Annotated in this window: 22 protein-coding genes, 1 rRNA gene and 1 pseudogene; 18 read left to right on the forward strand and 6 right to left on the reverse strand. The window is 30.3% G+C overall.

Annotated elements, in window-relative coordinates; translation table 11 throughout:
• Positions 1 to 65: 65 nt before the first annotated feature.
• On the reverse strand, positions 66 to 536 hold the full coding sequence (gene msrA, locus BLS77_RS17705; protein WP_089973041.1) for a peptide-methionine (S)-S-oxide reductase MsrA: 471 nt from the start codon (positions 534 to 536) through the stop codon (positions 66 to 68).
• Between the two features lie 170 nt (positions 537 to 706).
• Between msrA and BLS77_RS17710 the strand changes: the two genes are divergently transcribed.
• Genes BLS77_RS17710 through bioA form a run of 4 tightly spaced genes read left to right on the forward strand, consistent with a single transcriptional unit; the run spans position 707 to position 4305 of the window.
• Complete coding sequence (locus BLS77_RS17710; RefSeq protein ID WP_089973044.1) at positions 707 to 1264, forward strand: biotin transporter BioY; 558 nt, start codon at positions 707 to 709, stop codon at positions 1262 to 1264.
• 18 nt (positions 1265 to 1282) lie between these two features.
• Entirely contained in the window at positions 1283 to 2242 is a 960-nt protein-coding gene (bioB, locus tag BLS77_RS17715) for a biotin synthase BioB (protein ID WP_089973047.1), read from the forward strand.
• A complete protein-coding gene (gene bioD, locus BLS77_RS17720; protein ID WP_089973050.1) occupies positions 2242 to 2943 on the forward strand; it encodes a dethiobiotin synthase in 702 nt (233 codons plus the stop codon). The genes bioB and bioD overlap by 1 nt, the downstream gene beginning before the upstream one ends.
• Positions 2944 to 2958: 15 nt before the next feature.
• Positions 2959 to 4305, forward strand: coding sequence for an adenosylmethionine--8-amino-7-oxononanoate transaminase (gene bioA / locus BLS77_RS17725; RefSeq protein ID WP_089973054.1), 1347 nt, complete (start codon positions 2959 to 2961; stop codon positions 4303 to 4305).
• 6 nt (positions 4306 to 4311) lie between these two features.
• Here the strand turns inward: bioA and BLS77_RS20385 are convergent, their stop codons facing one another.
• Positions 4312 to 5010: a DUF4230 domain-containing protein gene (locus BLS77_RS20385; protein ID WP_089973057.1), complete on the reverse strand. Its 699-nt coding sequence runs from the start codon at positions 5008 to 5010 to the stop codon at positions 4312 to 4314.
• Between the two features lie 298 nt (positions 5011 to 5308).
• Here BLS77_RS20385 and BLS77_RS17735 point away from each other — a divergent pair, with 298 nt between their 5' ends.
• Entirely contained in the window at positions 5309 to 6238 is a 930-nt protein-coding gene (locus tag BLS77_RS17735) for a GNAT family N-acetyltransferase (RefSeq protein WP_089973060.1), read from the forward strand.
• A gap of 61 nt (positions 6239 to 6299) precedes the next feature.
• Positions 6300 to 7157, forward strand: a complete 858-nt coding sequence (locus BLS77_RS17740) for a PRD domain-containing protein (RefSeq protein WP_089973064.1) — start codon at positions 6300 to 6302, stop codon at positions 7155 to 7157.
• Between the two features lie 63 nt (positions 7158 to 7220).
• On the opposite strand, the gene BLS77_RS17745 is transcribed toward BLS77_RS17740, so the two are convergent.
• On the reverse strand, positions 7221 to 7724 hold the full coding sequence (locus tag BLS77_RS17745; RefSeq protein ID WP_089973067.1) for a PTS sugar transporter subunit IIA: 504 nt from the start codon (positions 7722 to 7724) through the stop codon (positions 7221 to 7223).
• Positions 7725 to 8240: 516 nt separating this feature from the next.
• Here BLS77_RS17745 and nagE point away from each other — a divergent pair.
• Entirely contained in the window at positions 8241 to 9653 is a 1413-nt protein-coding gene (gene nagE, locus BLS77_RS17750) for an N-acetylglucosamine-specific PTS transporter subunit IIBC (protein ID WP_207648708.1), read from the forward strand.
• Between the two features lie 326 nt (positions 9654 to 9979).
• Positions 9980 to 11062 (forward strand): XdhC family protein, encoded by a 1083-nt coding sequence (locus BLS77_RS17755; RefSeq protein ID WP_089973072.1) that lies wholly within the window; start codon positions 9980 to 9982, stop codon positions 11060 to 11062.
• Positions 11063 to 11198: 136 nt separating this feature from the next.
• Here the strand turns inward: BLS77_RS17755 and BLS77_RS17760 are convergent, their stop codons facing one another.
• From BLS77_RS17760 to BLS77_RS17770, 3 genes are all read right to left on the reverse strand, one after another.
• Positions 11199 to 11687: a C-GCAxxG-C-C family protein gene (locus BLS77_RS17760; RefSeq protein WP_089973077.1), complete on the reverse strand. Its 489-nt coding sequence runs from the start codon at positions 11685 to 11687 to the stop codon at positions 11199 to 11201.
• Positions 11688 to 11857: 170 nt separating this feature from the next.
• A complete protein-coding gene (locus tag BLS77_RS17765) occupies positions 11858 to 12658 on the reverse strand; it encodes a multinuclear nonheme iron-dependent oxidase (RefSeq protein WP_089973081.1) in 801 nt (266 codons plus the stop codon).
• Positions 12659 to 12758: 100 nt separating this feature from the next.
• Positions 12759 to 14096 (reverse strand): aminotransferase-like domain-containing protein, encoded by a 1338-nt coding sequence (locus BLS77_RS17770; protein WP_089973084.1) that lies wholly within the window; start codon positions 14094 to 14096, stop codon positions 12759 to 12761.
• 150 nt (positions 14097 to 14246) lie between these two features.
• Here BLS77_RS17770 and BLS77_RS17775 point away from each other — a divergent pair, with 150 nt between their 5' ends.
• From BLS77_RS17775 to BLS77_RS17820, 10 genes and pseudogenes are all read left to right on the forward strand, one after another.
• Positions 14247 to 15446, forward strand: a complete 1200-nt coding sequence (locus tag BLS77_RS17775) for a pyridoxal phosphate-dependent aminotransferase (protein ID WP_089973088.1) — start codon at positions 14247 to 14249, stop codon at positions 15444 to 15446.
• An 82-nt stretch (positions 15447 to 15528) separates the two neighbouring features.
• Positions 15529 to 16179 (forward strand): deoxyribose-phosphate aldolase, encoded by a 651-nt coding sequence (gene deoC / locus BLS77_RS17780; protein WP_089973092.1) that lies wholly within the window; start codon positions 15529 to 15531, stop codon positions 16177 to 16179.
• A gap of 31 nt (positions 16180 to 16210) precedes the next feature.
• The gene (locus BLS77_RS17785; RefSeq protein ID WP_089973095.1) at positions 16211 to 17434 is read left to right on the forward strand and encodes a peptidase U32 family protein; all 1224 of its coding nucleotides are present in this window, start codon (positions 16211 to 16213) and stop codon (positions 17432 to 17434) included.
• 171 nt (positions 17435 to 17605) lie between these two features.
• Positions 17606 to 17872: a metal-sensing transcriptional repressor gene (locus tag BLS77_RS17790; protein WP_089973099.1), complete on the forward strand. Its 267-nt coding sequence runs from the start codon at positions 17606 to 17608 to the stop codon at positions 17870 to 17872.
• Between the two features lie 33 nt (positions 17873 to 17905).
• Positions 17906 to 20353: a heavy metal translocating P-type ATPase gene (locus BLS77_RS17795; RefSeq protein WP_089973103.1), complete on the forward strand. Its 2448-nt coding sequence runs from the start codon at positions 17906 to 17908 to the stop codon at positions 20351 to 20353.
• A gap of 66 nt (positions 20354 to 20419) precedes the next feature.
• Positions 20420 to 20653, forward strand: a complete 234-nt coding sequence (locus BLS77_RS17800) for a heavy-metal-associated domain-containing protein (protein ID WP_089973106.1) — start codon at positions 20420 to 20422, stop codon at positions 20651 to 20653.
• A gap of 60 nt (positions 20654 to 20713) precedes the next feature.
• The gene (locus tag BLS77_RS17805; RefSeq protein WP_175490912.1) at positions 20714 to 20929 is read left to right on the forward strand and encodes a heavy-metal-associated domain-containing protein; all 216 of its coding nucleotides are present in this window, start codon (positions 20714 to 20716) and stop codon (positions 20927 to 20929) included.
• Between the two features lie 282 nt (positions 20930 to 21211).
• Complete coding sequence (locus BLS77_RS20085) at positions 21212 to 21364, forward strand: hypothetical protein (RefSeq protein ID WP_175490913.1); 153 nt, start codon at positions 21212 to 21214, stop codon at positions 21362 to 21364.
• Positions 21365 to 21494: 130 nt separating this feature from the next.
• Positions 21495 to 21854 (forward strand): annotated as a pseudogene (locus tag BLS77_RS20825) (Tn3 family transposase).
• A 491-nt stretch (positions 21855 to 22345) separates the two neighbouring features.
• Positions 22346 to 22455 (forward strand): 16S ribosomal RNA (locus BLS77_RS17820); the annotation flags it as partial.

The raw sequence follows: 22455 nt of genomic DNA on the forward strand, positions 1-22455 counted from the left end.
GAGTTGTTTTAATAGTACATAGTAAGAGGCAAGGTGAATTTTTTCACTTTGCCTTTTTACAATTATTAAAATTTTATATGACAATAACCATTAGGATTATTTTTTAGATATTTTTGATGGTATTTTTCTGCTGTATAGTAATTTTTAATAGATTCAACTTCAGTAACAATTTTCTTTTCATATTTAGTTTGAATATTTTCTCTGCTCTTGATAATTGTATCTAAATCACTTTCATCAAAGTAATAAATTCCTGTTCTATATTGACTTCCAACATCATTTCCTTGCTTGTTTAAAGAAGTCGGGTTTATAATACCCCAATACTCATCTAATAACATTTCAAATTTAAGCTTGCTTTCATCATAAGTTACCATGCACACCTCTGCAAAGTAAGTATTACCATTACAAATATCTTCATAAGTAGGATTCACAGTTTTACCATTTGCATAGCCAACTTCGGTATTTACAACACCGTCTATTCTTGATAAGAACTCTTCAACACCCCAAAAGCAACCTCCAGCTAAAATAATTTTTTTCATAATATCACCTCTTAGGATTATTATAACCATTTATAAAATAATAAACTATAAAAACAAATTTAAACAAGGTATTGTCGACCGATAATTAAAAATGTGGTTGACAATGGAAAAAGATAGGTATAAAATCCTAAATATAGTTTGATAGTCGAAATATATTTAGGAGGATTAATATGAATTTAAAATCAAGAGATTTAGTTTTGATATCAATGTTCGCAGCACTTACAGCGGTGGGGGCATTTATAAGAATTCCATTACCTATAGTGCCATTTACTTTGCAATATTTCTTCTGTGCATTAGGAGCAATATTACTTGGTGCCAAGAGAGGTGCCATTGCCCAAATATTATATGTAGCAATAGGACTTATAGGAATTCCAGTATTTACGCAAGGTGGAGGACCTCAATATATATTTAAACCAACATTTGGATATTTGCTTGGGTTTATAGTAGGGGCTTATATTATAGGCATAATTAGCGAGAAGTTAAAAGATGTAACAGTTAAAAACATATTTATAGCTTGTGTTTGTGGGCTTGGGGCTATTTATGTATTAGGATTAATTTATATGTATATAGTAATGAATTTTTATTTGGGAAAAGCTTATTCAGTATGGAAGGTAGTTGCAATAGGATTCTTACCTTTTATAGGTGGAGATTTAGTTTTGACATTATTAATTTCACTTGTAGGGGTTAGAGTTATACCTATATTAAATAAGCTTGGATTAATGGATTAAGTAGAAGGAGGGAGATGAATGAGTTTTGTTTGTAGCTTGAAGGATAGAGTGCTGCAGGGATATGAAATTACAAAGATAGAGGCTTTAAGGCTATATTTAGAGCCAAAAGAAGAATTGTATAGTTGTGCTAATGAAATAAGAGAAGTACTGGTTGGGGATAAGGTAGATTTATGTTCAATTATTAATGGGAAAAGTGGAAGATGCTCTGAGGATTGCAAATATTGTGCTCAGTCTATTTACTTTAATACAGGAGTGAATGAATATAAATTATTATCCTATGATGAAATAAAATCTATGGCTAAGGAAAATGAACAGGCTGGAGTAGATAGATTTTCTATTGTAACATCTGGAAAAGGGCTAGTAGGTAATGACTTTGAAAGAGTAATAAATTATTATGAAAGGTTAAATGATGAATGTAGTATAAGTTTATGTGCATCTCATGGAATATTAGAAAAGTCATCATTAATTACACTAAAGAAAACAGGGGTTAAAAGATATCATCATAATATAGAAACTTCAAAACAATATTATAGCAATATATGTAGCACTCATAGTTATGAAGATAGAATTAATACAATATTATCAGCCAAGGAAGTTGGTCTTGAAGTTTGCTCAGGTGGAATAATTGGTATGGGTGAATCAAAAGAAGATAGAGTTGATATGGCGATAGAATTAAGACTGTTAAAAATTTTATCAATACCAATAAATGTGCTTATGGCAATAAAGGGAACGCCTTTAGAAAATGAGGTAAACTTAACTGAGGAAGAAATACTAAGAACGATAGCAATATTTAGATTTATTAATCCAAAGGCGAACATAAGGTTAGCAGCAGGCAGAAACTTATTAACCAATTATGGAGAAAATGCATTTAAAAGTGGTGCAAATGCTACAATAACCGGAAATTTATTAACTACTTGTGGAAATAATATTGAAGCTGATAGAAAAATGATTTTAGATTTAGGGTTAAAGGTGAAGTAATGAATAAATCAATATTTATAGTAGGTACAGATACTGATGTTGGAAAAACTTTTGTTACAGGTTTAATTATTAAATCTTTAAGAGATAATGGGATAAATGCGGGATATTTTAAAGCTGCATTAAGTGGAGCAAGAGAAGAGGGTAATAAATTAATTCCTGGAGATGCGGAAGAAGTGTGTAATGTTTCTGGTATTGAAGAAGAGTACAGTAATATGGTTTCGTATATATTGAAAAATCCTTATTCACCTCATTTAGCAGCAAGAATAGAAAATATAGAGGTATCATTAGATAAGATTAAAAATGATTATAAAAATCTTAAAGAAAAATATGAGTGTTTAGTTGTTGAAGGTAGCGGAGGAATTATATGTCCTTTGAAAATTAAAGATGATGAAGTTATTTTATTAGAAGATGTAATAAAAGTTTTGAATTTAGAAACCATATTAATAGCAAGAGCAGAGATTGGAACAATTAATCATACAACACTAACGGTTAAATATTTAGAATCAATAGGAATTAAGGTTAAGGCAATTGTATTAAATGGATATAATCCACAAAATATTATCCACAAGGATAACAAAGAGACTATAAAAGTTTTAACGGGTGTTAATAACTTTTTTGAAATACCTTTTGTGGATGAAAGAAATCAAATTGTGGATAATTATTTCAATTTTAATTTGTTGATAAATATTATAAATAAATAGTATGAAGGTGGAGTAATGAATTTAGTAGATAAAGATTTAAAGTATATTTGGCATCCTGCTTCTCAAATGAAGGATTATGAAGATCTTAAACCTATTGTTATTGAAAAGGGTGAAGGGCTATATATTTATGATATAGATGGAAATAGATATTTAGATGCAATTAGTTCTTGGTGGTGTAACTTATTTGGTCATTCAAATAAAAGAATTAATAGTGCAATTATGAATCAAATAAATAAAATAGAACATGTTATATTTGCAAATTTCTCTAATATACCAGCTATAGAATTAAGTGAACGGTTAGTAAGAATAACACCAGACAGATTAGAAAAAGTATTTTTTGCTGATAATGGATCATCAGCAGTTGAAGTTGCTTTGAAAATGAGCTTTCATTATCATCAACAAATAGGAAAAGAAAAAAAGAAGAGGTTTGTAGGCCTTAGTGATGCTTATCATGGAGAAACTTTAGGAGCATTATCTGTTGGTGATTTAGATAGGTATAGTAAGGTATATAAACCTTTGATGATAGATACGTTAAGGGTGGAAGGCCCAGATTGTTATAGATGTCCATATAAAAAACATAGAGATGAGTGTAATTCAGAGTGTTTTGAACATATGGATAAAACTTTAAGAGAAAATCATGAGGATATATCAGCAGTTATTATAGAACCCATTATACAAGGGGCAGCAGGTATGAAAATTTATTCCCCAATATATTTAAAAAAATTAAGAGTGTTATGTGATAAATATGATATTAATATTATTGCAGATGAGATTGCTGTAGGGTATGGGAGAACGGGTAAGATGTTTGCTTGTGAACATGCCGGAATAAGCCCTGATATTATGTGCTTATCAAAAGGGTTAACAGCAGGCTATTTACCTATGTCTGTAGTTATGACATCTAATAAATTATATAATGCTTTTTATGGCGATTATAATGATGGTAAGGCCTTTTTACATTCACATACTTATTCAGGGAATGCATTAGGCTGTGCAGTTGCGCTTGAAGTTCTTAAAATGTTTGAAGAGGATAATGTTATTGAAATGATAAATAAAAAAGCATTATTACTAAATAAGATAGTAAAAGAGGAACTCTCAGATAATCCTTGGATTGGAGAAATAAGAAGTATAGGGTTAATAAATGCTATAGAGCTTGTTAAAGATAAGAAAAATAAAGATCCTTTCCCTCATGAAGAGAGAATTGGTTATGAAATATATAAAATAGGACTTAAAAAAGGTATAGTGCTAAGACCAATAGGAAATGTTCTTTATTTTAATCCTCCTTATATAATTGAAGAGGATGAAATGAGAGAAATGGTTAGATTATGTAAAGAAAGTATTAAAGAAAAAATTAACCACTCCTAGGAGTGGTTAATTTTCTTTGAAGGTTACTTTAACAGATAGTTTACTGCCTGTAATTTGATTAAGGAGTTTTTCTAAAGCTAAGGTTGTATTTGAAACAGCTTTATCATAAATTTCAGGATCTTCCATTTTCTTTTCGAAACTTTTAGAAACCTCTCTTTCAATTACACCATGTTCTTCAGCAGTTAAAATAACATCTCCAAATCTAAAAAAGCCATTATTAACTTCTTCATAAATTGTTTTATCCTCATCTAAATCTACACTAAAAACTTTAGGATATTCAAGAACTAATTCAACTTCGTCTTTAAGTGAATTTACTTTAATATCATTATCTGAAATATTGGATAAATCTACTGCATAGGAACAGTTAGCAAAAAACTTGATTTTTTTAAATTTCTTAAATACAGTAAAGTTACCCCAACTTTCATCTATAATAATGCTTTCGGAGAATTCTATTTCTAGTGGAATTATTTTATTAGCGCTTTTAATTTCATTAATTAAACTTTCCTCAGAAACAAATTTAACACTCTTTTTATCATTATCAGTTAATTTCCATTGCTTTGGAGGAGTTTTTGGTGAAAGAAAAATTTTGTAACCTAAAAAAACTCCAATGAGGATAAATATAAAAGCTAAAGTTAAAGAAAGTTTAAAATGAGTTTTATGATTGGATTTTCTACTTTTAAAAAATTTAAAAATAAAAATAAAAATCCCTCCTCATATAATAATCATTAGGTCTTTGAGAAAATAACAAATCAAGGCGTAAAATATACTAACATATTTACTTGTTATTTTTAAAAGTATGGCTTAAACAACATAATTAAGTGTATGATTAGCGTATTTAATTTAGAATTAAGATTTTTTAATTTCAGTTGTGCAAAGACTATATTTATCTGTATAATAGTATTAAAGAAGACTTTAGGCACTTTGAAAAAAATAATAGACAAATATGATAGTTTATTATTTTTTTGAAAGCGCCTCAAAAAGAATATCCTTAGGAGAAAGTGTTATGAGTGCTAAGAAAGAAATTCATATAGATTTAGTTAGAGGAACGCTAAGCGATTATATGATAAAAGATAAGAGTAATATAATAATAGGAAGATTTACGATTATGGATTTAGACAAAGAAAATAAAAAATGTAATGTAAAGTTTAAATTCTATAGGGATAACGATTATGAGTTATTAATTGAAACTTTAAAAACTATTTTAAGGGCTATTTTTAAAGATGCTAACATATATAAAGCTAATTTTATAATAAATGAAAAAGCTAATTTAAAAGCTTTCTTAGATTATGGATTTACTTTAGAGGGGATTTTATCTGAAAATCTTTTTATAAATGGAGTATTTTTAGCTGAATTAAGCTTTGGGATAAATAGAAGTGAGTACACTCAGCCAATTAGAAATTCTTTTGTGAATATAGTTGGAACAAACCTAGAAATTAGAAATTTCACACCAGATGATGCAGAAGAGCTTTTACAGTATTATATTAGAAATAAGGAACATCTTAGACTTTATGAGCCAGCAAGGGATAACAGTTTTTATACTTATGAAGTTCAAAAGGATATATTACTAGAAAGTTACAAGCAATTACTTAATGGTAGTAGTTTTGATTTTGGAATATATAAAAATAATAAATTAATAGGTAAGGCAAAAATATCTAATATTGTATATGGTGTGTTTAAAAGCGGAATTCTAGGATATTCTATAGATAAGAAGGAACAAGGAAAGGGTCATATGACGGAAGCTGTTAACCTTTTACTTAAGTATTCTAAAGAAGAATTAGAGTTACATAGAATTGAAGCTTCGGCTTTAGTAGATAATAATAAATCAAAAAATGTGCTTTTGAAATGTAGTTTTAAGGAAATAGGAATAAATGAACAGTATTTATTTATAAATGGAAGTTGGAAAGATCATATTACTTTTTATAAAATATTATAAAAAGTTTGAAAAATGAATCTGAAACATATAGATTAATAAGATGTACTGATGAGGTGTAATTATGGGTATTATTTTAAAAAATAAGGTAGTGGTAGTTAAGGTATTTAATAATAACATTATACTTGTTAGAGATAAGGGAATAGAGAAAGTGTTGTTTGCAAAAGGCTTAGGCTTTGGGAAAAAGTTTGGAGAAACCCTGAATCCAGGATTAATGGTAGAAAAACTATTTAAAATAGAAAATGAAGATAATCAAAGGAATATGAATGAAGTTATAAGTAGAGTTGATCCTGAGTTTTTTGCTTTATGCCAAGAAGCTATAGTTGATATTTCTGAAGAGTTAGGAGAAAAATTAAATGAAAGTATACATATTGGATTAGTAGATCATTTATCCTTTGCAATTACAAGAATAGAAAGTAATGAAGAAATTGAAAATCCATTTTTAGTTGAAATTCAAACTTTGTATAAAAAAGAGTTTAATTTGGCAGTTAAGCTAGCAAAAAAAATAGGTGATGCTATAAATGTTAAAATCCCAAATGGAGAAGCTGGGTTTATAGCCCTACATATACATTCTGCTAGAAATAATGGTAATCTGTCTAATACTATTAAATATAGTTCTCTAAGTAATACAATTGTGAAACATGTTGAAAAAAGATTAGATATTAAAATAGATAGAGAGTCTTTGGATTATGCAAGGTTTTTAATTCATATAAGGTTTGCGGTAGAAAGAATATTATTAGATAATCATATAAAGAATGATTTAATGGGTGTAATAAAAAAACGATATAAAGTATCCTATAAGATTGCAGAAGAAGCTTCGATAATTTTGGAAAAAGGTCTAGATAAAAAAGTAACAAAAGATGAAATTGCTTATTTAGCAATGCATATAGAACGGTTTAAGTCATCTATAGAGAAGGCGTAGAAAAACAAAAAAGTAGCTAAATTAATAGCTACTTTTTTTGAAATAATATTTCAAAATTATATATTAAACTTCAAAGTTAATAACTGTAGTTTTTCCGGCAATAACATTTCCAGTTTCTACAGCTGATATTGATTTAGTAATATCAACATTTGTGATTAATACTGGTGTTATAAGAGATAAACCCTTACTAATAATAAAATCTCTATCGATTTTTATTATTGGTGTACCAGCCTTAACTTGAGTGCCTTGCTCAGCAAGTTGTTCAAAACCTTCACCGTTTAATGAAACAGTATCAATACCAATATGTATTAATAATTCTATTCCGTTAGCTAAAGTCATTGCAAAAGCATGCTTTGTTTTGAAAACTAAAGTTAACTCTCCATCAGCAGGTGCAACAAAGGTATCTCCTTCAGCTAATATAGCAAGTCCGTCGCCAGCCATTTTCTCAGCGAAAACTTGATCTGGGACCTCTGATAAAGGCATTGCTTTACCTGATACTGGGGCTACAAATGTAAGTGTGTCTTGAGCTGAATTAGGTTTAAACATATTTTTGATAAAATCAAACATAATACTTCCTGAAAATTCAGGAATTCACATCCTTTCTTTATGTATTTTATTAGTATTACTAATATTGCATATAAATATTAGTATAAAAATTTATATGTAATACAATATATTCGGAAAATTCTGAATAAAATTTAAAAAAGCATAAGTTAACTTAAAAAAGCAACTTATGCCTGATTTAACAGTAACACGTCTATTCAATTATATATATATTTGATTATTGTTGTCAACAGAATATAAAGAAATAATTCAAATATTAAACCTAAAAAAATACATAAAATACATAAATTACTTTAAAAAAACTATTGAAAACAATATCATAACATGATATACTGAATTCAATAAATTAAATATGCGTAAATTTTAGGCGTGTTATCAATAAGTTGAGCAAGAGCCGAAAGGGATTATTATATCCTTTTCGGCTCTTTTTTGTGTTCAATATTCGTAATTATATTTAGTATGTAGCCTTAAATTTACTATGTAAGTTAATTTATAAATAAAAATTAGGAGGAATTAATTATGGGAAAAGCAATTTTAGGTTATTTACAAAGAATCGGTAAATCGTTAATGCTTCCAATAGCAGCGTTACCGGTAGCGGGTCTTATGTTAAGACTTGGACAAGGAGATCTTTTAAATATTGCATGGCTTGCAGCAGCTGGTGGAGCTTTATTTGATAATTTGCCATTAATATTTGCAATTGGAGTAGCAGTTGGTTTATCGGATGATGATAATGGAGCAGCAGCATTAGCAGGAGCAATTGGATATTTAGTATTAACTAAAGTTAGTAGCTCTATATGGGAAGCAAGATTTGGGGTAGACGTTGCTAAAACATTAAAGTTTGATACTTTAGGTGGTATAATTACAGGTATAGTTGCAGGTCATACCTACAACAAGTTTAAAAATGTTAAATTACCAGAAATATTAGGTTTCTTTGGAGGCAGAAGATTAGTGCCTATTATGACATCATTCTTTATGATTATATTAGCGGGCATATTTGGATATATATGGCAACCGATTCAAGAGGCTATAACATCATTTGGTATGTGGATGGTTGGACTTGGAGCAGTAGGGTCAGGATTATTTGGTTTCTTTAATAGATTATTAATTCCAATGGGATTACATCATGTATTAAATTCAATATTCTGGTTTACAATTGGAGATTTCGGTGGGAAAAGTGGAGATTTGAACAGATTTTTCGTAGGAGATCCAACAGCTGGAATTTATATGGGTGGATTTTTCCCTGTAATGATGTTTGGTATGGCATCTGTTGCTTTAGCAATAGTTGTATGTGCTAAAAAAGAAAAGAGAACTGCTACCATAGGGCTATTAAGTTCATTAGCACTTACAGCATTCTTAACAGGTATTACAGAACCAATAGAATTCTTATTCATATTCTTATCACCATTATTATTAATAGCACATGCGTTAATTACAGGTTTATCAATGTTCATAACAACATCACTAGGTGTTTTACATGGATTCACATTCTCGGCAGGTGCACTTGATTATGTAATGAACTTTGGTATTGCTACAAAGCCAATATTAATAATTCCAATTGGATTAGCAATTGGAGCATTGTACTTTGTAGTATTCGTATTCTTAATTAAGAGATTTGACATTCCGACACCAGGAAGAGAAAATGATGATGATGAGTTTATGGAAAATGTGGTTGTAACTGGCGACATGGCAGAACTTGCAAAATCATATATAGAATACTTAGGCGGAAAAGATAATATAGTTTCAGTTGACAACTGTATAACTAGATTAAGATTAGAAGTAAAAGATAATACAATAGTAAAGGATGCTAAATTAAGGGCATTAGGCGCAAGAGGCGTAGTTAGACCAAGTAAGAAGAATGTTCAAATTATAGTAGGAACAAATGTACAATTTCTTGCAGATGCAATAAAGAGTGAATTGAAAAGAGGTAGATAATATTATTTCAAAATAAATAATAAAATTTTTACTATATAATATTAAAAAGAGGTTATCTAGAAATGATTTTTAAATCATTAAAGGAGATAACCTCTTTTTCTATATATAATTAATGTATAGATACAATATGTTTTAATTAGCAATTGCAGGACTTAAGTTAGTATCACCTAATTAATTCATAGTATGTTACAATATTCTTATAGTATTAATCAAACCAAAAGGCAGTAATACATTCCGAGTATGAGGGGTTAAGTTTCCGGTACAGGACAGCTATGCATCAAATATTTCAGAATATTAAAAATAAATGAATTTGGAGGAATGAAATCATGTATGTAGATACCTATAAAAATTTATTAAAAGAAGTGGGTTCGGGAAATAATGCCGTTATAATTACAATGTTGGATAACAAAAGTTGTAAAAATAAACCATCTCAGAATAAAACACTTTTTACTGAGGAAAGTCTGAATTCATACAATCGCGTATCCGATTTAGATGAAGTACTTTACCAAAAGGCGAAATATGCTATAGAAACTGGAATTCTTCAGTTTTTTAAAATTAGTGAAAATGAAGCTTATTTAATTGAACCATATTTTCCTGAACCACGTTTAATAATTTTAGGTGGTGGACATATAGCTAAGCCCTTAGCTGAATTTGCTTCAAAAGTAGGTTTTTCAGTTACAGTTATCGATGACAGACCCTCATTTGCTAATAGTAAAAGATTTGCTACTGCTAAAGAAGTAATTTGTGAGAGTTTCCATAACTGTTTCGACTTAATTAGTTTAAATAAATGTGACTACGTTGTTATTGTAACTCGAGGTCATCGACATGATATGGATTGTCTTAGACAGGTTTTAAAACATAATACTGCATATGTTGGAATGATCGGTTCAAAACGGAGAGTTAAAAGCGTCATGGAGCAAATGGTAAGTGAAGGCTATCCTGAAGAAAAGTTAAACAAAGTCAATGCCCCAATAGGGCTTGAAATAGGTGCCCTTACACCTGAAGAGATAGCAATTTCCATTATATCTCAGGTCATAAGTTATAGACGACTTGGTGATATAAGCAATGTTATTACTAGACCTAAGAAAACTAATTGGCCAGAATTTGACCCTGAAGTATTAATGGAATTGTGCAAAGAAGAAGATTCACCAAAAGCAATCATTACAATCATTTCTACGAAAGGTTCAGTTCCAAGAAATGCAGGAGCTAAAATGATTGTATGGGCATATGGTAAGATTTTAGGGAGTATTGGGGGCGGGTGTAGCGAAGGAGAGATAATTAATACCGCGCGGAATTTACTGGGAAAAGGTGGATATCAAATTCAAAGTATAGATATGACAGGTACTATAGCTGAAGATGAAGGTATGGTATGCGGAGGAATCATGGATGTAATAATAGAGTCTTTTTAAATTTCACTAACGCATAGGAGATGTTACATCCTATTAGACAACTGAAATTAATAAAATAAATATACTTAGTAATATCTCAAGTTTACAATTTAAATAAGCTATAAGTCTTAACATATAAGGCTTATAGCTTGTCTTATTATTTTACTTGAATTTGCCCGTCTTCTATAAATTCATTTGCTATCCATCTTGCTACTCTGCCAGTAATTGTAATGCAATGGGTTTTTCTTTCAGGGCTTTTAAAGTTGTCTCCAGTCCATTCTCTTGTTATTATTCTACAGCAAGTTGATTTATATTCATTCTTAATATAGTCATGAAGACTACTAGCTTTTGCAAACATTTTTTCTTGCATAGCTTCACCTTCGACTCTACCATATACCATACCTAGAGCCATTTGACCACCTGAGACTGCGCCACATAGACATCCTGATTTACCCATTCCTATAGGAAATCCACTTGCCATTTTAACTATCTTCTCATCATATGGTTTCCCTAATAATTCATTGAGTGTTTGAACTACAGCTTCGCTACAAAAAAATGTACCGCTTCTGAAAAGTTCTTCTGCATTAGATTGAACTCTATCAAGAAGCTCTTCCTTTGTGAAATCTTTTGTATTTCCAAAGATCATTATTTATTCCCCCCCAAGGTCAAATTTAATTCAATTACTATTATACTTTATATATTTAAAGGTTACCAATTGTTATTTATAGGGCCGTAAAAGTTAATGAAATACCAGCACAAACATTACCGAAACTTGCCATGTTCGCTGCATATGCAAGTCTATATTTATACTTTTACTTATTTGGTTGAATTACATATTCTTTGTACTTCATTTAACTGTCTTGCTAAAGAAGAAATAACTGTCTCCTCATTTTCTGAATCTAATCCATTGTATTCCAATGTAACTATATTTGGGTTTGTATAATTTAAAACCCATTCTAACAATTCGTAATCTTCATTTTCCATGGCTTGATGTGTATCTGCTGGAAAACCATCTTTATCATAACCAGAACCATTTACATGAATTTCTACAACCCTATTAAGTGATAACTGTCGAATATAATCACGAATATTCCAGCCATGATATTGTGCAGTAATCTTTGCGTGGGTAATATCAAGCAAAAATGATACATCATTATCTGTAAACAATCGGCTAAATTGTTCTGGCATAATATAAGGGTAATGATCAATCGTTATTACACGTTCTTTAGGGGAATCAGGAATGTTTTCAAGTAATAATGGTACTTTTAAGTTGTTTTTAAAGATCTGTATCTGTTTAGACATATGTTCATATATATTTTCATCAGTCATACCGGGATACATATCTGAATTTTTAATTGAAAGATGAATGCCATAATGGGGAGAATCGCATTTTTTTATGAGGTCATTTGCCAAATTAAAATCTACGATTTCTATATTTTTCATTCCTGTGCGCTCAAAATATCCTAGACCATGAAGTAGAACTGGTCGCATGGAACGCATGGTTGAAAACTGTTCATTAAACGTTCCATATGCACCGGATTTAATATAATCTACACTAACAGCTTCTTTTTCAATGAGATATTTTAGGGCCTTTGAGCAATTACATCCAATATACATATTTTATACCACGCTCCTATCGCATCTAAATAAAAATTAATAATAAAGTTCAAAACCTATATATATAACAGGGTTGCATTGAAATTTATTTCGGAAGGTATTAATCTAGGTATTTTTGAATAACATCAAGTACTATAGGGATATTTTTAATTATTTGTGTTTCATTTACTTCACTAATGGTAATTCTGAAATAATTATGGCATTTATACTCTTTAAGGAAACATTCACTTGTATTAAACATTTTTATATTTTTACGGTTTAGGGAATCAAATATTTTATCATAGTTTAAAGAACCATTTACATAAATGCAAGCAAAGTATCCAGACTCAGGAATATTGTACTGTATTCTCGGATGTTTATATTTTAATAAAGTATCTTTCAAGCATCTCATACGACTGTTATATAAACTAACCAATTGTTTCATATGATCATCAAACATACCGTTTTTTATATATATTTCTAAGGCTCCTTGAGATAGTATTGGGCTATTCATATCAGTCCACTTTTTATATAGTAAAAATTTATCAATCAGTAAGTTAGGTAATATAAGTGCAGCAACTCTTAAACCGGGCATAAGTATCTTTGAATAACTTTTCAAGTATATTACTTTTGATGAAGTATCATAGGAAAACATAGGGTCATTTTTTTTATTTATATCTAAATCAGCAGCAATATCATCTTCAACAATATACACATCATATTTGTGTGCCAATTTCACAATTTCTTGTTTCTCGAGTCTACTGTACGAAGTTCCAGTCGGATTATGGAACCTGGGGATACTATAAAAAAATTTAATATTACCGTATTTAAATAATTTCTCTAATTCATCTAGGTTTATTCCATTTAAATCTCTATTTATGCCTAGAGTAGCAATATTATTAAGTTCTAGAGATTTTATCATTCCGTAATAGGTGGGTTGCTCTACAAGAATATTAGATTTACCATTTGGAAATGGCATAATTGATAATATGTTTAATGCTTGCTGAGAACTAGATGTAATAATTATATTATTTGGATTTGTAAATATTTGATAGTTTTGAATATGTTTTGATAAAACATTAATTAGAGAGTTTAATCCTCTAGGATCCGAATATGTGAAAAGTTTTTCTTTATATAAGTCTATTGATTTATTTAGACAATGTTGAAAATTCTGATAGGGAAAAGCTTCAGCGTTTAAATTTACAGCTGAAAAATCAATTATAGGATATTTAGAAGAATTTTGAGTATGAAAATTATCAACTACATAATACCCACTTTTAGGTACTGAATAAATAATATGATCTTGCTCAAGTTTCTCATAAGCTTTTAAAACTGTACCAGTGCTAAATTGAAACAATTTTTGAATAGATCTTATAGAGGGCAATCTCTTAGAATGGCTGAGTTCCCCGGTATTTATATTGTTTTTAATGTACTCTATCACTTCTTCATATTTCAGCAAATTGATATCCCTCCTTAATATTGTGCTAGTACAGATGGTGATTTTATTTATTGATATATACATTAAACTATATTAGGCTAATTGTATAGTAAATTGATAAACGGAAAGATATTGGATTGTAAGAGACTTTATAAAGGGGGGGATTTAAGATTGATATTTTCAAAAAAATCTGAGAAGGTTTTACCGTCTATTACTTTAGAAGTTACATCTGGAGCTAAACAAATGAAAAAAGATGGAGCCGATACTATAATTCTTGGCGCAGGAGAACCAGATTTTAATACTCCTGAAAATATTAGAAATATAGCTATAAAAGCAATTAATGATGGGCTTACAAAATATACTCCAGCATCTGGGATAGATGAATTAAAACTTGCTGTAGCTAAAAAATTTAAAAGAGATAATGATTTAATATACTCTAATTCTCAAATCATCATTTCAACTGGAGCTAAACAATGTCTCTGGAATGTTTTTGAAACTATTCTTAATCCTGGAGATGAGGTTATTATACCAAAACCATATTGGGTTAGTTATCCAGAATTAATTAGGCTAGTTGATGGGGTACCTGTATTTGCATTTGGAGATGAAGAAAATGATTTTAAATATACCAGACCTATATTAGAAGATGTAATTAGCTCAAAGACTAAAGCAATTCTAATAAATACTCCTAATAATCCAACAGGTGCAGTTTATGGTAAAGATGAGTTAGCTATGATAGCCGATTTTGCGAGAACTCATGATTTAATGATAATCTCCGATGAAATATATGAAAAGTTTAATTATGAAAATGAAAATGAAAAGTATACTAGCATAGCCAATATTAGTAGCGATTCATATAATAGGACAATAATAATACAGGGTGTTTCTAAGACATATTCTATGACTGGATGGAGAATAGGTTATGCAGTTGGTAATGAAAAAATCATTAGTTTAATGGCGAGTATACAAAGTCATACTACATCTAACCCTAATTCTATAGCACAGTATGCAGCCGTGGAGGCTTTAAATGGAGATCAAACTTCTGTAAAAATAATGGTTAATGAGTTTAAGAATAGAAGAGATTATATAGTTGAAAGAATTAATGATACTAATATACTTTCATGTAAAAAGCCAAAAGGGGCATTTTATATTATGATTAATATATCAAAGATGCTTGGTAAAGTTATAGATGGTCATACAATTAATAACTCTATAGATTTTTCAAATATACTTTTAGAAAAAGTAAAAGTAGCAGTCATTCCAGGTGATGGATTTGGAGTAAGCAATTATGTGAGGATTTCCTATGCTACTTCAATGGATAACATTAAAGAGGGCGTTAAAAGAATAATTAATTTTGTAAAAGATTATGAATAAAATAATTAATCTAAATTAATATGTTTAAAAATTTCACTATATAAATTCAAAATAAATTTTTAAAAATGAGGAGAAATAAATTATGAATATAGCTAAGTATATAGACCATACAATATTAAAACCAGAGGCAACAACTGAAGATATTAAAAGATTTTGCACTGAAGCTAAAAACTTTGGTTTCGCTTCAGTTTGTGTGAATTCTTATAATGCTGCATTAGTAAGTAAAGAACTTGAAGGAAGCGGTGTTAAGACTTGCGTAGTTGTTGGATTTCCTTTAGGAGCAACAACTAAAGAAGTTAAAGCTTTTGAAACAAAGCAAGCAATAGAAAATGGTGCAGACGAAATAGATACAGTCATAAATATCGGGGCTTTAAAAGAAAAAAATTATGAATTAGTTAGAGAAGACATAAAAGCAGTAATAGATGTAGCTAATAAAAAAGTAATAGTTAAAGTAATTATTGAAGCATGTCTTTTAACAAATGAAGAAAAAGTTAAGGTATGTGAAATATCTAAAGAAGTGGGAGCGGATTTTGTTAAGACATCAACAGGATTTTCTACTGAAGGAGCAATTAAAGAAGATGTTGCGCTTATGAGAAAAACTGTGGGAGTAGAAATTGGTGTTAAGGCTTCAGGGGGAGTAAGAGATTTTAATACAGCTATGGATATGATAACAGCAGGTGCTAATAGAGTTGGTGCAAGTGCAAGTATTGCTATTATTGAAGCGAGCAAATAAATAAATTTTTAAGTATGAGGAGAAATAAATTATGCATAAGCCGGAACTTTTAGCACCAGCAGGAAACTTAGAAAAACTTAAGACTGCTATAAATTTTGGTGCTGATGCTGTATATCTTGGAGGTAATAAATTAAATTTAAGGGCAGCGGCAGGTAATTTTACAATGGAAGAATTGAAAGAAGGACTCGAATTTGCACATTTAAGAGGGAAAAAAATTTATGTTACATTAAACGTAATGCCACATAATGAGGATTTAATAGGGATAGAAGAATATCTTAGTGAATTATATGATATTGGTGTAGATGCTTTACTTATTGCTGATCCAGGAGTTATTAGTATAGCAAAAGAAGTTGTGCCGAATCTTGAAATACATTTAAGCACCCAAGCTAACAGTTTAAACTACAAAACTGCTTTGTTTTGGCATAATGTTGGAGTTAAGAGGGTTGTAGTAGCAAGAGAAATGAGTCTTAAAGATTTACAAGAATTAAAAAAGGAGCTACCAGAAACTTGTGAAATAGAAGCATTTGTACATGGATCTATGTGTATGGCGTATTCTGGAAAATGTTTGTTGTCAAACTATATGACTGGTAGAGATTCCAATAGAGGAACTTGTGCGCAACCGTGTAGATATAAATATCATTTAGTTCAAGAGAAAGATCCAGGAATCTACAGTAGAGTTAATGAGGGAAATGATGGAATTTATTTGATGAATTCAAAAGATTTATGCACGATAGAACATATTCCTGAACTTATTGAGTCTGGAATAAATTCTCTTAAAATTGAAGGAAGAATGAAAAGTTCTTATTATGTTGCATGTGTAGTAAAAGCGTATAGAGAAGCAATTGATAAATACATAGAAGATCCTGAAAATTATAAATTTGATTCTAAATGGATGGACAATCTTATAAAACCTAGCCATAGACCATATACAACTGGTTTTTACTTTGATGAAAAAATGAAACAAAATCATGCAAGCTCAGCATATATACGTAATTATGATATTGTAGGTATTGTAAAAAATTATAATTGTCAATCTCATATTGCAACTATAGAACAAAGAAATAAAGTTTATAATGGAGATTTTGTTGAAGTTTTAGCTGTAAAAGGAGATAACAAGATTATAGAACTTAAAGATATGAGGAAAGAAAATGGTGAGGCTATAGAAAGTGCGTCTTCTGCACAAATGATTTTTACTGTACAATGTTATGAAGAATTAATGGTTAACGATATAATTATTAAAAATAAGAAGGCTTAAATTAAAATTGTACTAATTTAAAAATAAAACTCTGGAATGAAGCAGTCTTATAGCTGCTTCATTTTTCATGGGAGGAATTATATAAAGAAGAGGTTGACACATCTTATTTTTAGTATTAGTATATAAACATACCCCCCCCCGTTAGGGGTGGGATACGAAAGAGGCGAAATAATGAATAATGAGAAAAAAGAAGCTGTAAAGACTTTAAAAATAGCAAAAGGACAAATTGAAGCAACTATCAAAATGATGGAAGATGAGAGATATTGTGTAGATGTATCAAATCAAATGATTGCGGCACAATCACTTTTAAAAAAAGCTAATTTGTTGATTTTAAAGCAGCACATGAATCACTGCGTTAGGGAGGCCTTTGAGCAGGATAAAGGAAGTGATAAGATAGATGAAATTATAAATGTTTTATCAAAAATAATTGGTAAATAGAATATATGGAAATTATAAAAGGAGGGAAATTATATGTTAACTAAGTCATTAAAAATAGAAGGAATGACATGTGCATCTTGTGCAAAGGCTGTAGAAAGAGCCACTAAAAAATTGCAAGGTGTAAATGAATCAAATGTAAATATTGCTACAGAAAAACTAAGTATAAATTTCGATGAAACAAAGGTTTCTGTAGAGGATATTCAAATAGCTGTTGAAAAAGCGGGATATAAAGCAATTAATGATGCTAGTAATAAAACTATGAAAATTGAAGGAATGACCTGTGCGTCTTGTGCGAAGGCAGTAGAAAGAGCTACAAGAAAGATTGATGGAGTTACAGAAGCAAATGTTAATTATGCAACTGAGAAGTTAATTATAAACTACGAACCTTCAAAGGTGAAAGTTATAGATATAAAGAAAGCAATAGAAAAAGCTGGATATAAGGCTATAGAAGAAGAGACTACAGTAGATGCAGATAAAGAGAAAAAAGGAAAAGAAATAAAACTGTTATGGAAAAAATTCGTTATATCTACAATATTTACAGTTCCACTACTTTATATATCTATGGGTCATATGATGGGACTTTATCTACCGGATTTTATTAATCCAATGATGAATCCAGAAGTTTTTGCTTTATCACAATTACTTCTAACTATACCAGTTATAATTGCTGGTAATAGATACTATACAGTTGGATTTAAAGCCTTGATTAGAAGAAGTCCAAATATGGATTCACTTATTGCAATAGGTACATCAGCAGCTGTTCTTTATGGGATATTTGCAACAGTAAAGATTGTTGGTGGAGATACAAGTTATGCTATGGACTTATACTATGAGTCGGCGGCAGTAATTATCACTTTGATAACTCTTGGTAAGTATTTAGAATCTGTTTCTAAGGGAAAGACATCTGAAGCTATAAAGAAGCTTATGGGACTTGCTCCTAAGACAGCTATAGTTATAAGAAGTGGAAAAGAAATAGAAATTACCATAGAAGAAGTAGAAGTAGGAGATATTATAGTAGTTAAACCAGGCGAAAAGATGCCGGTAGATGGTGAGGTTGTATCGGGTACTACATCTGTAGATGAATCAATGCTTACAGGTGAAAGTATGCCAGTAGAAAAAAATTCTGGAGATAAGATTATTGGTGCAAGTATAAATAAAAACGGAACTATAAACTATAAAGCTACTAAAGTTGGTAAGGATACAGCACTGGCTCAAATTATAAAATTAGTAGAAGATGCGCAGGGATCTAAAGCTCCAATTGCAAAACTTGCAGATGTTATTTCAGGTTATTTTGTTCCAATAGTTATAGGCTTAGCAGTGTTATCTGGTTTAGGATGGTATTTCATTGGTGGGGAATCGGAAATATTCTCACTTACAATATTTATATCTGTGCTAGTAATCGCTTGTCCTTGTGCCCTTGGACTAGCAACTCCAACAGCAATAATGGTTGGTACAGGTAAAGGTGCAGAATATGGCGTTTTAATAAAAAGTGGTGTAGCACTAGAAACTGCTCATAAGATACAAACTATAGTATTTGATAAAACAGGTACTATTACTGAAGGTAAGCCAAAAGTTACGGATGTGGTTGTTATAAATGGAATAGCACAAAATGACTTATTACAATTAGCAGCCTCTGCAGAAAAGGGATCAGAACATCCGCTTGGGGAGGCCATTGTAAAAGGTGCCGAAGAAAAAGGACTAGAGTTTAAGAAGCTAGATTTCTTTAAAGCCATTCCAGGTTATGGTATTGAAGTTAAAATAGACGGTAAAAATATTCTACTTGGAAACAGAAAACTTATGATTGATAGCAAAATATCCTTAGTAGAATTAGAAAAAATTTCTGATGAATTAGCTGGAGAAGGTAAGACTCCGATGTATATAGCTATAGACAATAAGATGGCAGGTATCATTGCTGTTGCGGATACTGTTAAAGCAAGTAGTAAGAAAGCAATAGAAAAGCTTCATGAAATGGGAATTGAAGTAGCTATGATAACTGGTGACAATAAGAGAACTGCAGAAGCTATAGCTAAACAAGTTGGAATTGATAGGATTTTAGCAGAAGTGTTACCACAAGACAAGGCAAATGAAGTTAAAAAGCTTCAAGCTGAAGGTAAGAAGGTTGCTATGGTTGGTGATGGTATAAATGATGCTCCAGCATTAGCACAAGCAGATATTGGTATAGCTATAGGTTCTGGAACAGACGTTGCAATGGAATCAGCAGATATAGTTCTTATGAGAAGCGACTTAATGGATGTTCCGACTGCCTTGCAGTTAAGTAAAAGTACTATAAGAAATATTAAACAAAACCTATTCTGGGCATTTGGGTATAATATAATAGGAATACCAGTTGCTATGGGAATCCTACACATATTTGGAGGACCATTATTAAATCCTATGATAGCAGGAGCAGCAATGAGTCTTAGTTCTGTGTCAGTATTAACCAATGCTTTAAGATTAAAGAGGTTTAAACCAATTAAATAGATAGTAAAATATATGGTTTTATTAAATATTATTAAATATTAGTAATTCTAATGTATATTATAAAAAATATTAGGAGGAATAAAAAATGAGAAAAAAATATTAATTGAAGGAATGAGCTGTGGACACTGTGTAAACCACGTTAAGGAGGCATTAGGTGAACTTAATGGAGTAACTAGTGTAGATGTGAATTTAGATTCTAAAACTGCAGTATTTGAGGGATCAGTAGATATTACTGATGAAGATATTAAAGCGGCTATCGATGAGGTAGGATATGAAGTTGTAGGAATAGAAGAACTATAATATAAATATAAGAGCATGTTGGATAAAACAAGTGCTAATAATTGGAAGGGGAAAAGTAAAATGAAAAAGAAAGTAGTAGTAGTAGGTATGAAGTGTGAAAATTGCGCTAAGCATATAAAGGAAGCAATAAGTAATGTAGAGGGTGTAACTAGTGCAGATATAAATATTTCTAATAAATCTGTTATAGTTGAGACTAACACTGAGGTAAGTGATGAAGCTATAAAACTTGCAGTTAACAGTGAAAAATATAAAGTAGTTGAAATAGAGACAATATAGGTAAATAGAAGAACACTTGTGGCTAGAGAGTAGAATATATTAGTTTGGAACCTCTGATGTAGAGAAATACATCAGAGGTTTTTTGCATAAATAATAATTTGCAATTGGATACTCATGTGATCAATGGCATCAAGTTAGGATTTATAAATTTAAGATATAAAGTTTATATTAATATATGAAAAATTCAGTAACTCCACATATGATATCTTTTTCGAACCGAAGATATATTAGAATAAATAAGTTGGATGAATCCATTAAATATATAATTAGCATGTACAGTAAGTGATACGTAACCAAATTATGGGGTGCGATAAGATTGTGGCTGTTGATGGTGCAATGATTAATCTTTATAAAGAAAACTCAGTATCGGAATACCGCATGCGATGTGGGGGAAGCGGTGGAAATGTTTTGATTAAGTTTCAGACACTTACATAGATTTATTTAGGGCTTTTATTTCCTGTGGAGTATGGGAATGAATTTATATAATATATGGGATTATGAAAAGCAAAGCTGATGTTCGGGCAAATACAATACGCGGATATACATAGGTGTAGTCGTCACCTGTTTGGCGTTAACTTACTTGCTAGGAATTAAGTTAATGCCAAGAATTAGAAATTGGAAGGATTTAAAGTTTTATAGTATTGATAAAATTCATGAATATAAACATATAGATTGTTTGTTTAGTTAGATTGTAGATTGAGAATTAATAGAAACTCATTGAAAAGATATGCTGCAAGTAGTGTTGTTAATTAAGGCAGGAAAAATAGTACCGTCTACACGCCTAAGCAAGTTAAACAAATATAGTCACAAAGACAATCTGTACCAAGAATTTAGAGAACTCAGAAGAGTAATTAGAACCATTTTTATTTTGCAATATACTTCTTACATTAGAAATCAGCTAACAGGTTACAGCAACTACGAATAAAGCAGAAGCATATAATGGTCTTTCTAAATATTCCTCATTTTATGGTGAAGGAACCATTTCTTAAAGCGTAATTAAGTAGTGAAAATAAATATAGAAGATCTGGCTTATTTAAAAGAGATTATATAAAATAAAGAAAGTATATAATTATGGTAATATGAAAAACGTTGCATATAAAAAGTAGCAACTAGTAGTAGCAAGAAAACAACAAAAAGAAAAATTAGAAAAATGTTGACAAACTTCGACAGGGATGATAATATAAAGGAGTCGCAAATGACGAACTAAGAAAAACAGCTTGAAAGAAAGGTGTTGACAAGGTTTAGATGCGGTGGTAAACTAAGAAAGTCGCTTAAGGGTGACTGGAGAAAATGGTCTTTGAAAATTGAACAGATAAATTAAAGTTAAGTAATAATAACCAGCAATTCTTTTTGAGAGTCAGCGAATAAAAGGAAACTTAGCTCGAAAGAGATAAGGAGTACTACAAGATTAAACTTTTTAGTGAGAGTTTGATCCTGGCTCAGGACGAACGCTGGCGGCGTGCCTAACACATGCAAGTCGAGCGAGAGGAGTTCTTCGGAACAAATCTAGCGGCGGACGGGTGAGT

Origin of the sequence: Clostridium gasigenes (assembly GCF_900104115.1) — a bacterium.
GTDB lineage: Bacteria > Bacillota > Clostridia > Clostridiales > Clostridiaceae > Clostridium > Clostridium gasigenes.

Excerpts from the sequence above, each read along its gene's own strand:
- BLS77_RS17805 (WP_175490912.1), top strand. The coding sequence starts at position 20,714 with ATGAAAAAGAAAGTAGTAGTAGTAGGTATGAAGTGTGAAAATTGCGCT.
- nagE (WP_207648708.1), top strand. The coding sequence starts at position 8,241 with ATGGGAAAAGCAATTTTAGGTTATTTACAAAGAATCGGTAAATCGTTA.
- msrA (WP_089973041.1), bottom strand. The coding sequence starts at position 536 with ATGAAAAAAATTATTTTAGCTGGAGGTTGCTTTTGGGGTGTTGAAGAG.
- bioA (WP_089973054.1), top strand. The coding sequence starts at position 2,959 with ATGAATTTAGTAGATAAAGATTTAAAGTATATTTGGCATCCTGCTTCT.
- BLS77_RS17790 (WP_089973099.1), top strand. The coding sequence starts at position 17,606 with ATGAATAATGAGAAAAAAGAAGCTGTAAAGACTTTAAAAATAGCAAAA.
- BLS77_RS17755 (WP_089973072.1), top strand. The coding sequence starts at position 9,980 with ATGTATGTAGATACCTATAAAAATTTATTAAAAGAAGTGGGTTCGGGA.
- BLS77_RS17760 (WP_089973077.1), bottom strand. The coding sequence starts at position 11,687 with ATGATCTTTGGAAATACAAAAGATTTCACAAAGGAAGAGCTTCTTGAT.
- BLS77_RS17740 (WP_089973064.1), top strand. The coding sequence starts at position 6,300 with ATGGGTATTATTTTAAAAAATAAGGTAGTGGTAGTTAAGGTATTTAAT.
- deoC (WP_089973092.1), top strand. The coding sequence starts at position 15,529 with ATGAATATAGCTAAGTATATAGACCATACAATATTAAAACCAGAGGCA.
- BLS77_RS17795 (WP_089973103.1), top strand. The coding sequence starts at position 17,906 with ATGTTAACTAAGTCATTAAAAATAGAAGGAATGACATGTGCATCTTGT.
- bioB (WP_089973047.1), top strand. The coding sequence starts at position 1,283 with ATGAGTTTTGTTTGTAGCTTGAAGGATAGAGTGCTGCAGGGATATGAA.
- bioD (WP_089973050.1), top strand. The coding sequence starts at position 2,242 with ATGAATAAATCAATATTTATAGTAGGTACAGATACTGATGTTGGAAAA.
- BLS77_RS17710 (WP_089973044.1), top strand. The coding sequence starts at position 707 with ATGAATTTAAAATCAAGAGATTTAGTTTTGATATCAATGTTCGCAGCA.
- BLS77_RS17745 (WP_089973067.1), bottom strand. The coding sequence starts at position 7,724 with ATGTTTGATTTTATCAAAAATATGTTTAAACCTAATTCAGCTCAAGAC.
- BLS77_RS17785 (WP_089973095.1), top strand. The coding sequence starts at position 16,211 with ATGCATAAGCCGGAACTTTTAGCACCAGCAGGAAACTTAGAAAAACTT.
- BLS77_RS17765 (WP_089973081.1), bottom strand. The coding sequence starts at position 12,658 with ATGTATATTGGATGTAATTGCTCAAAGGCCCTAAAATATCTCATTGAA.
- BLS77_RS17735 (WP_089973060.1), top strand. The coding sequence starts at position 5,309 with ATGAGTGCTAAGAAAGAAATTCATATAGATTTAGTTAGAGGAACGCTA.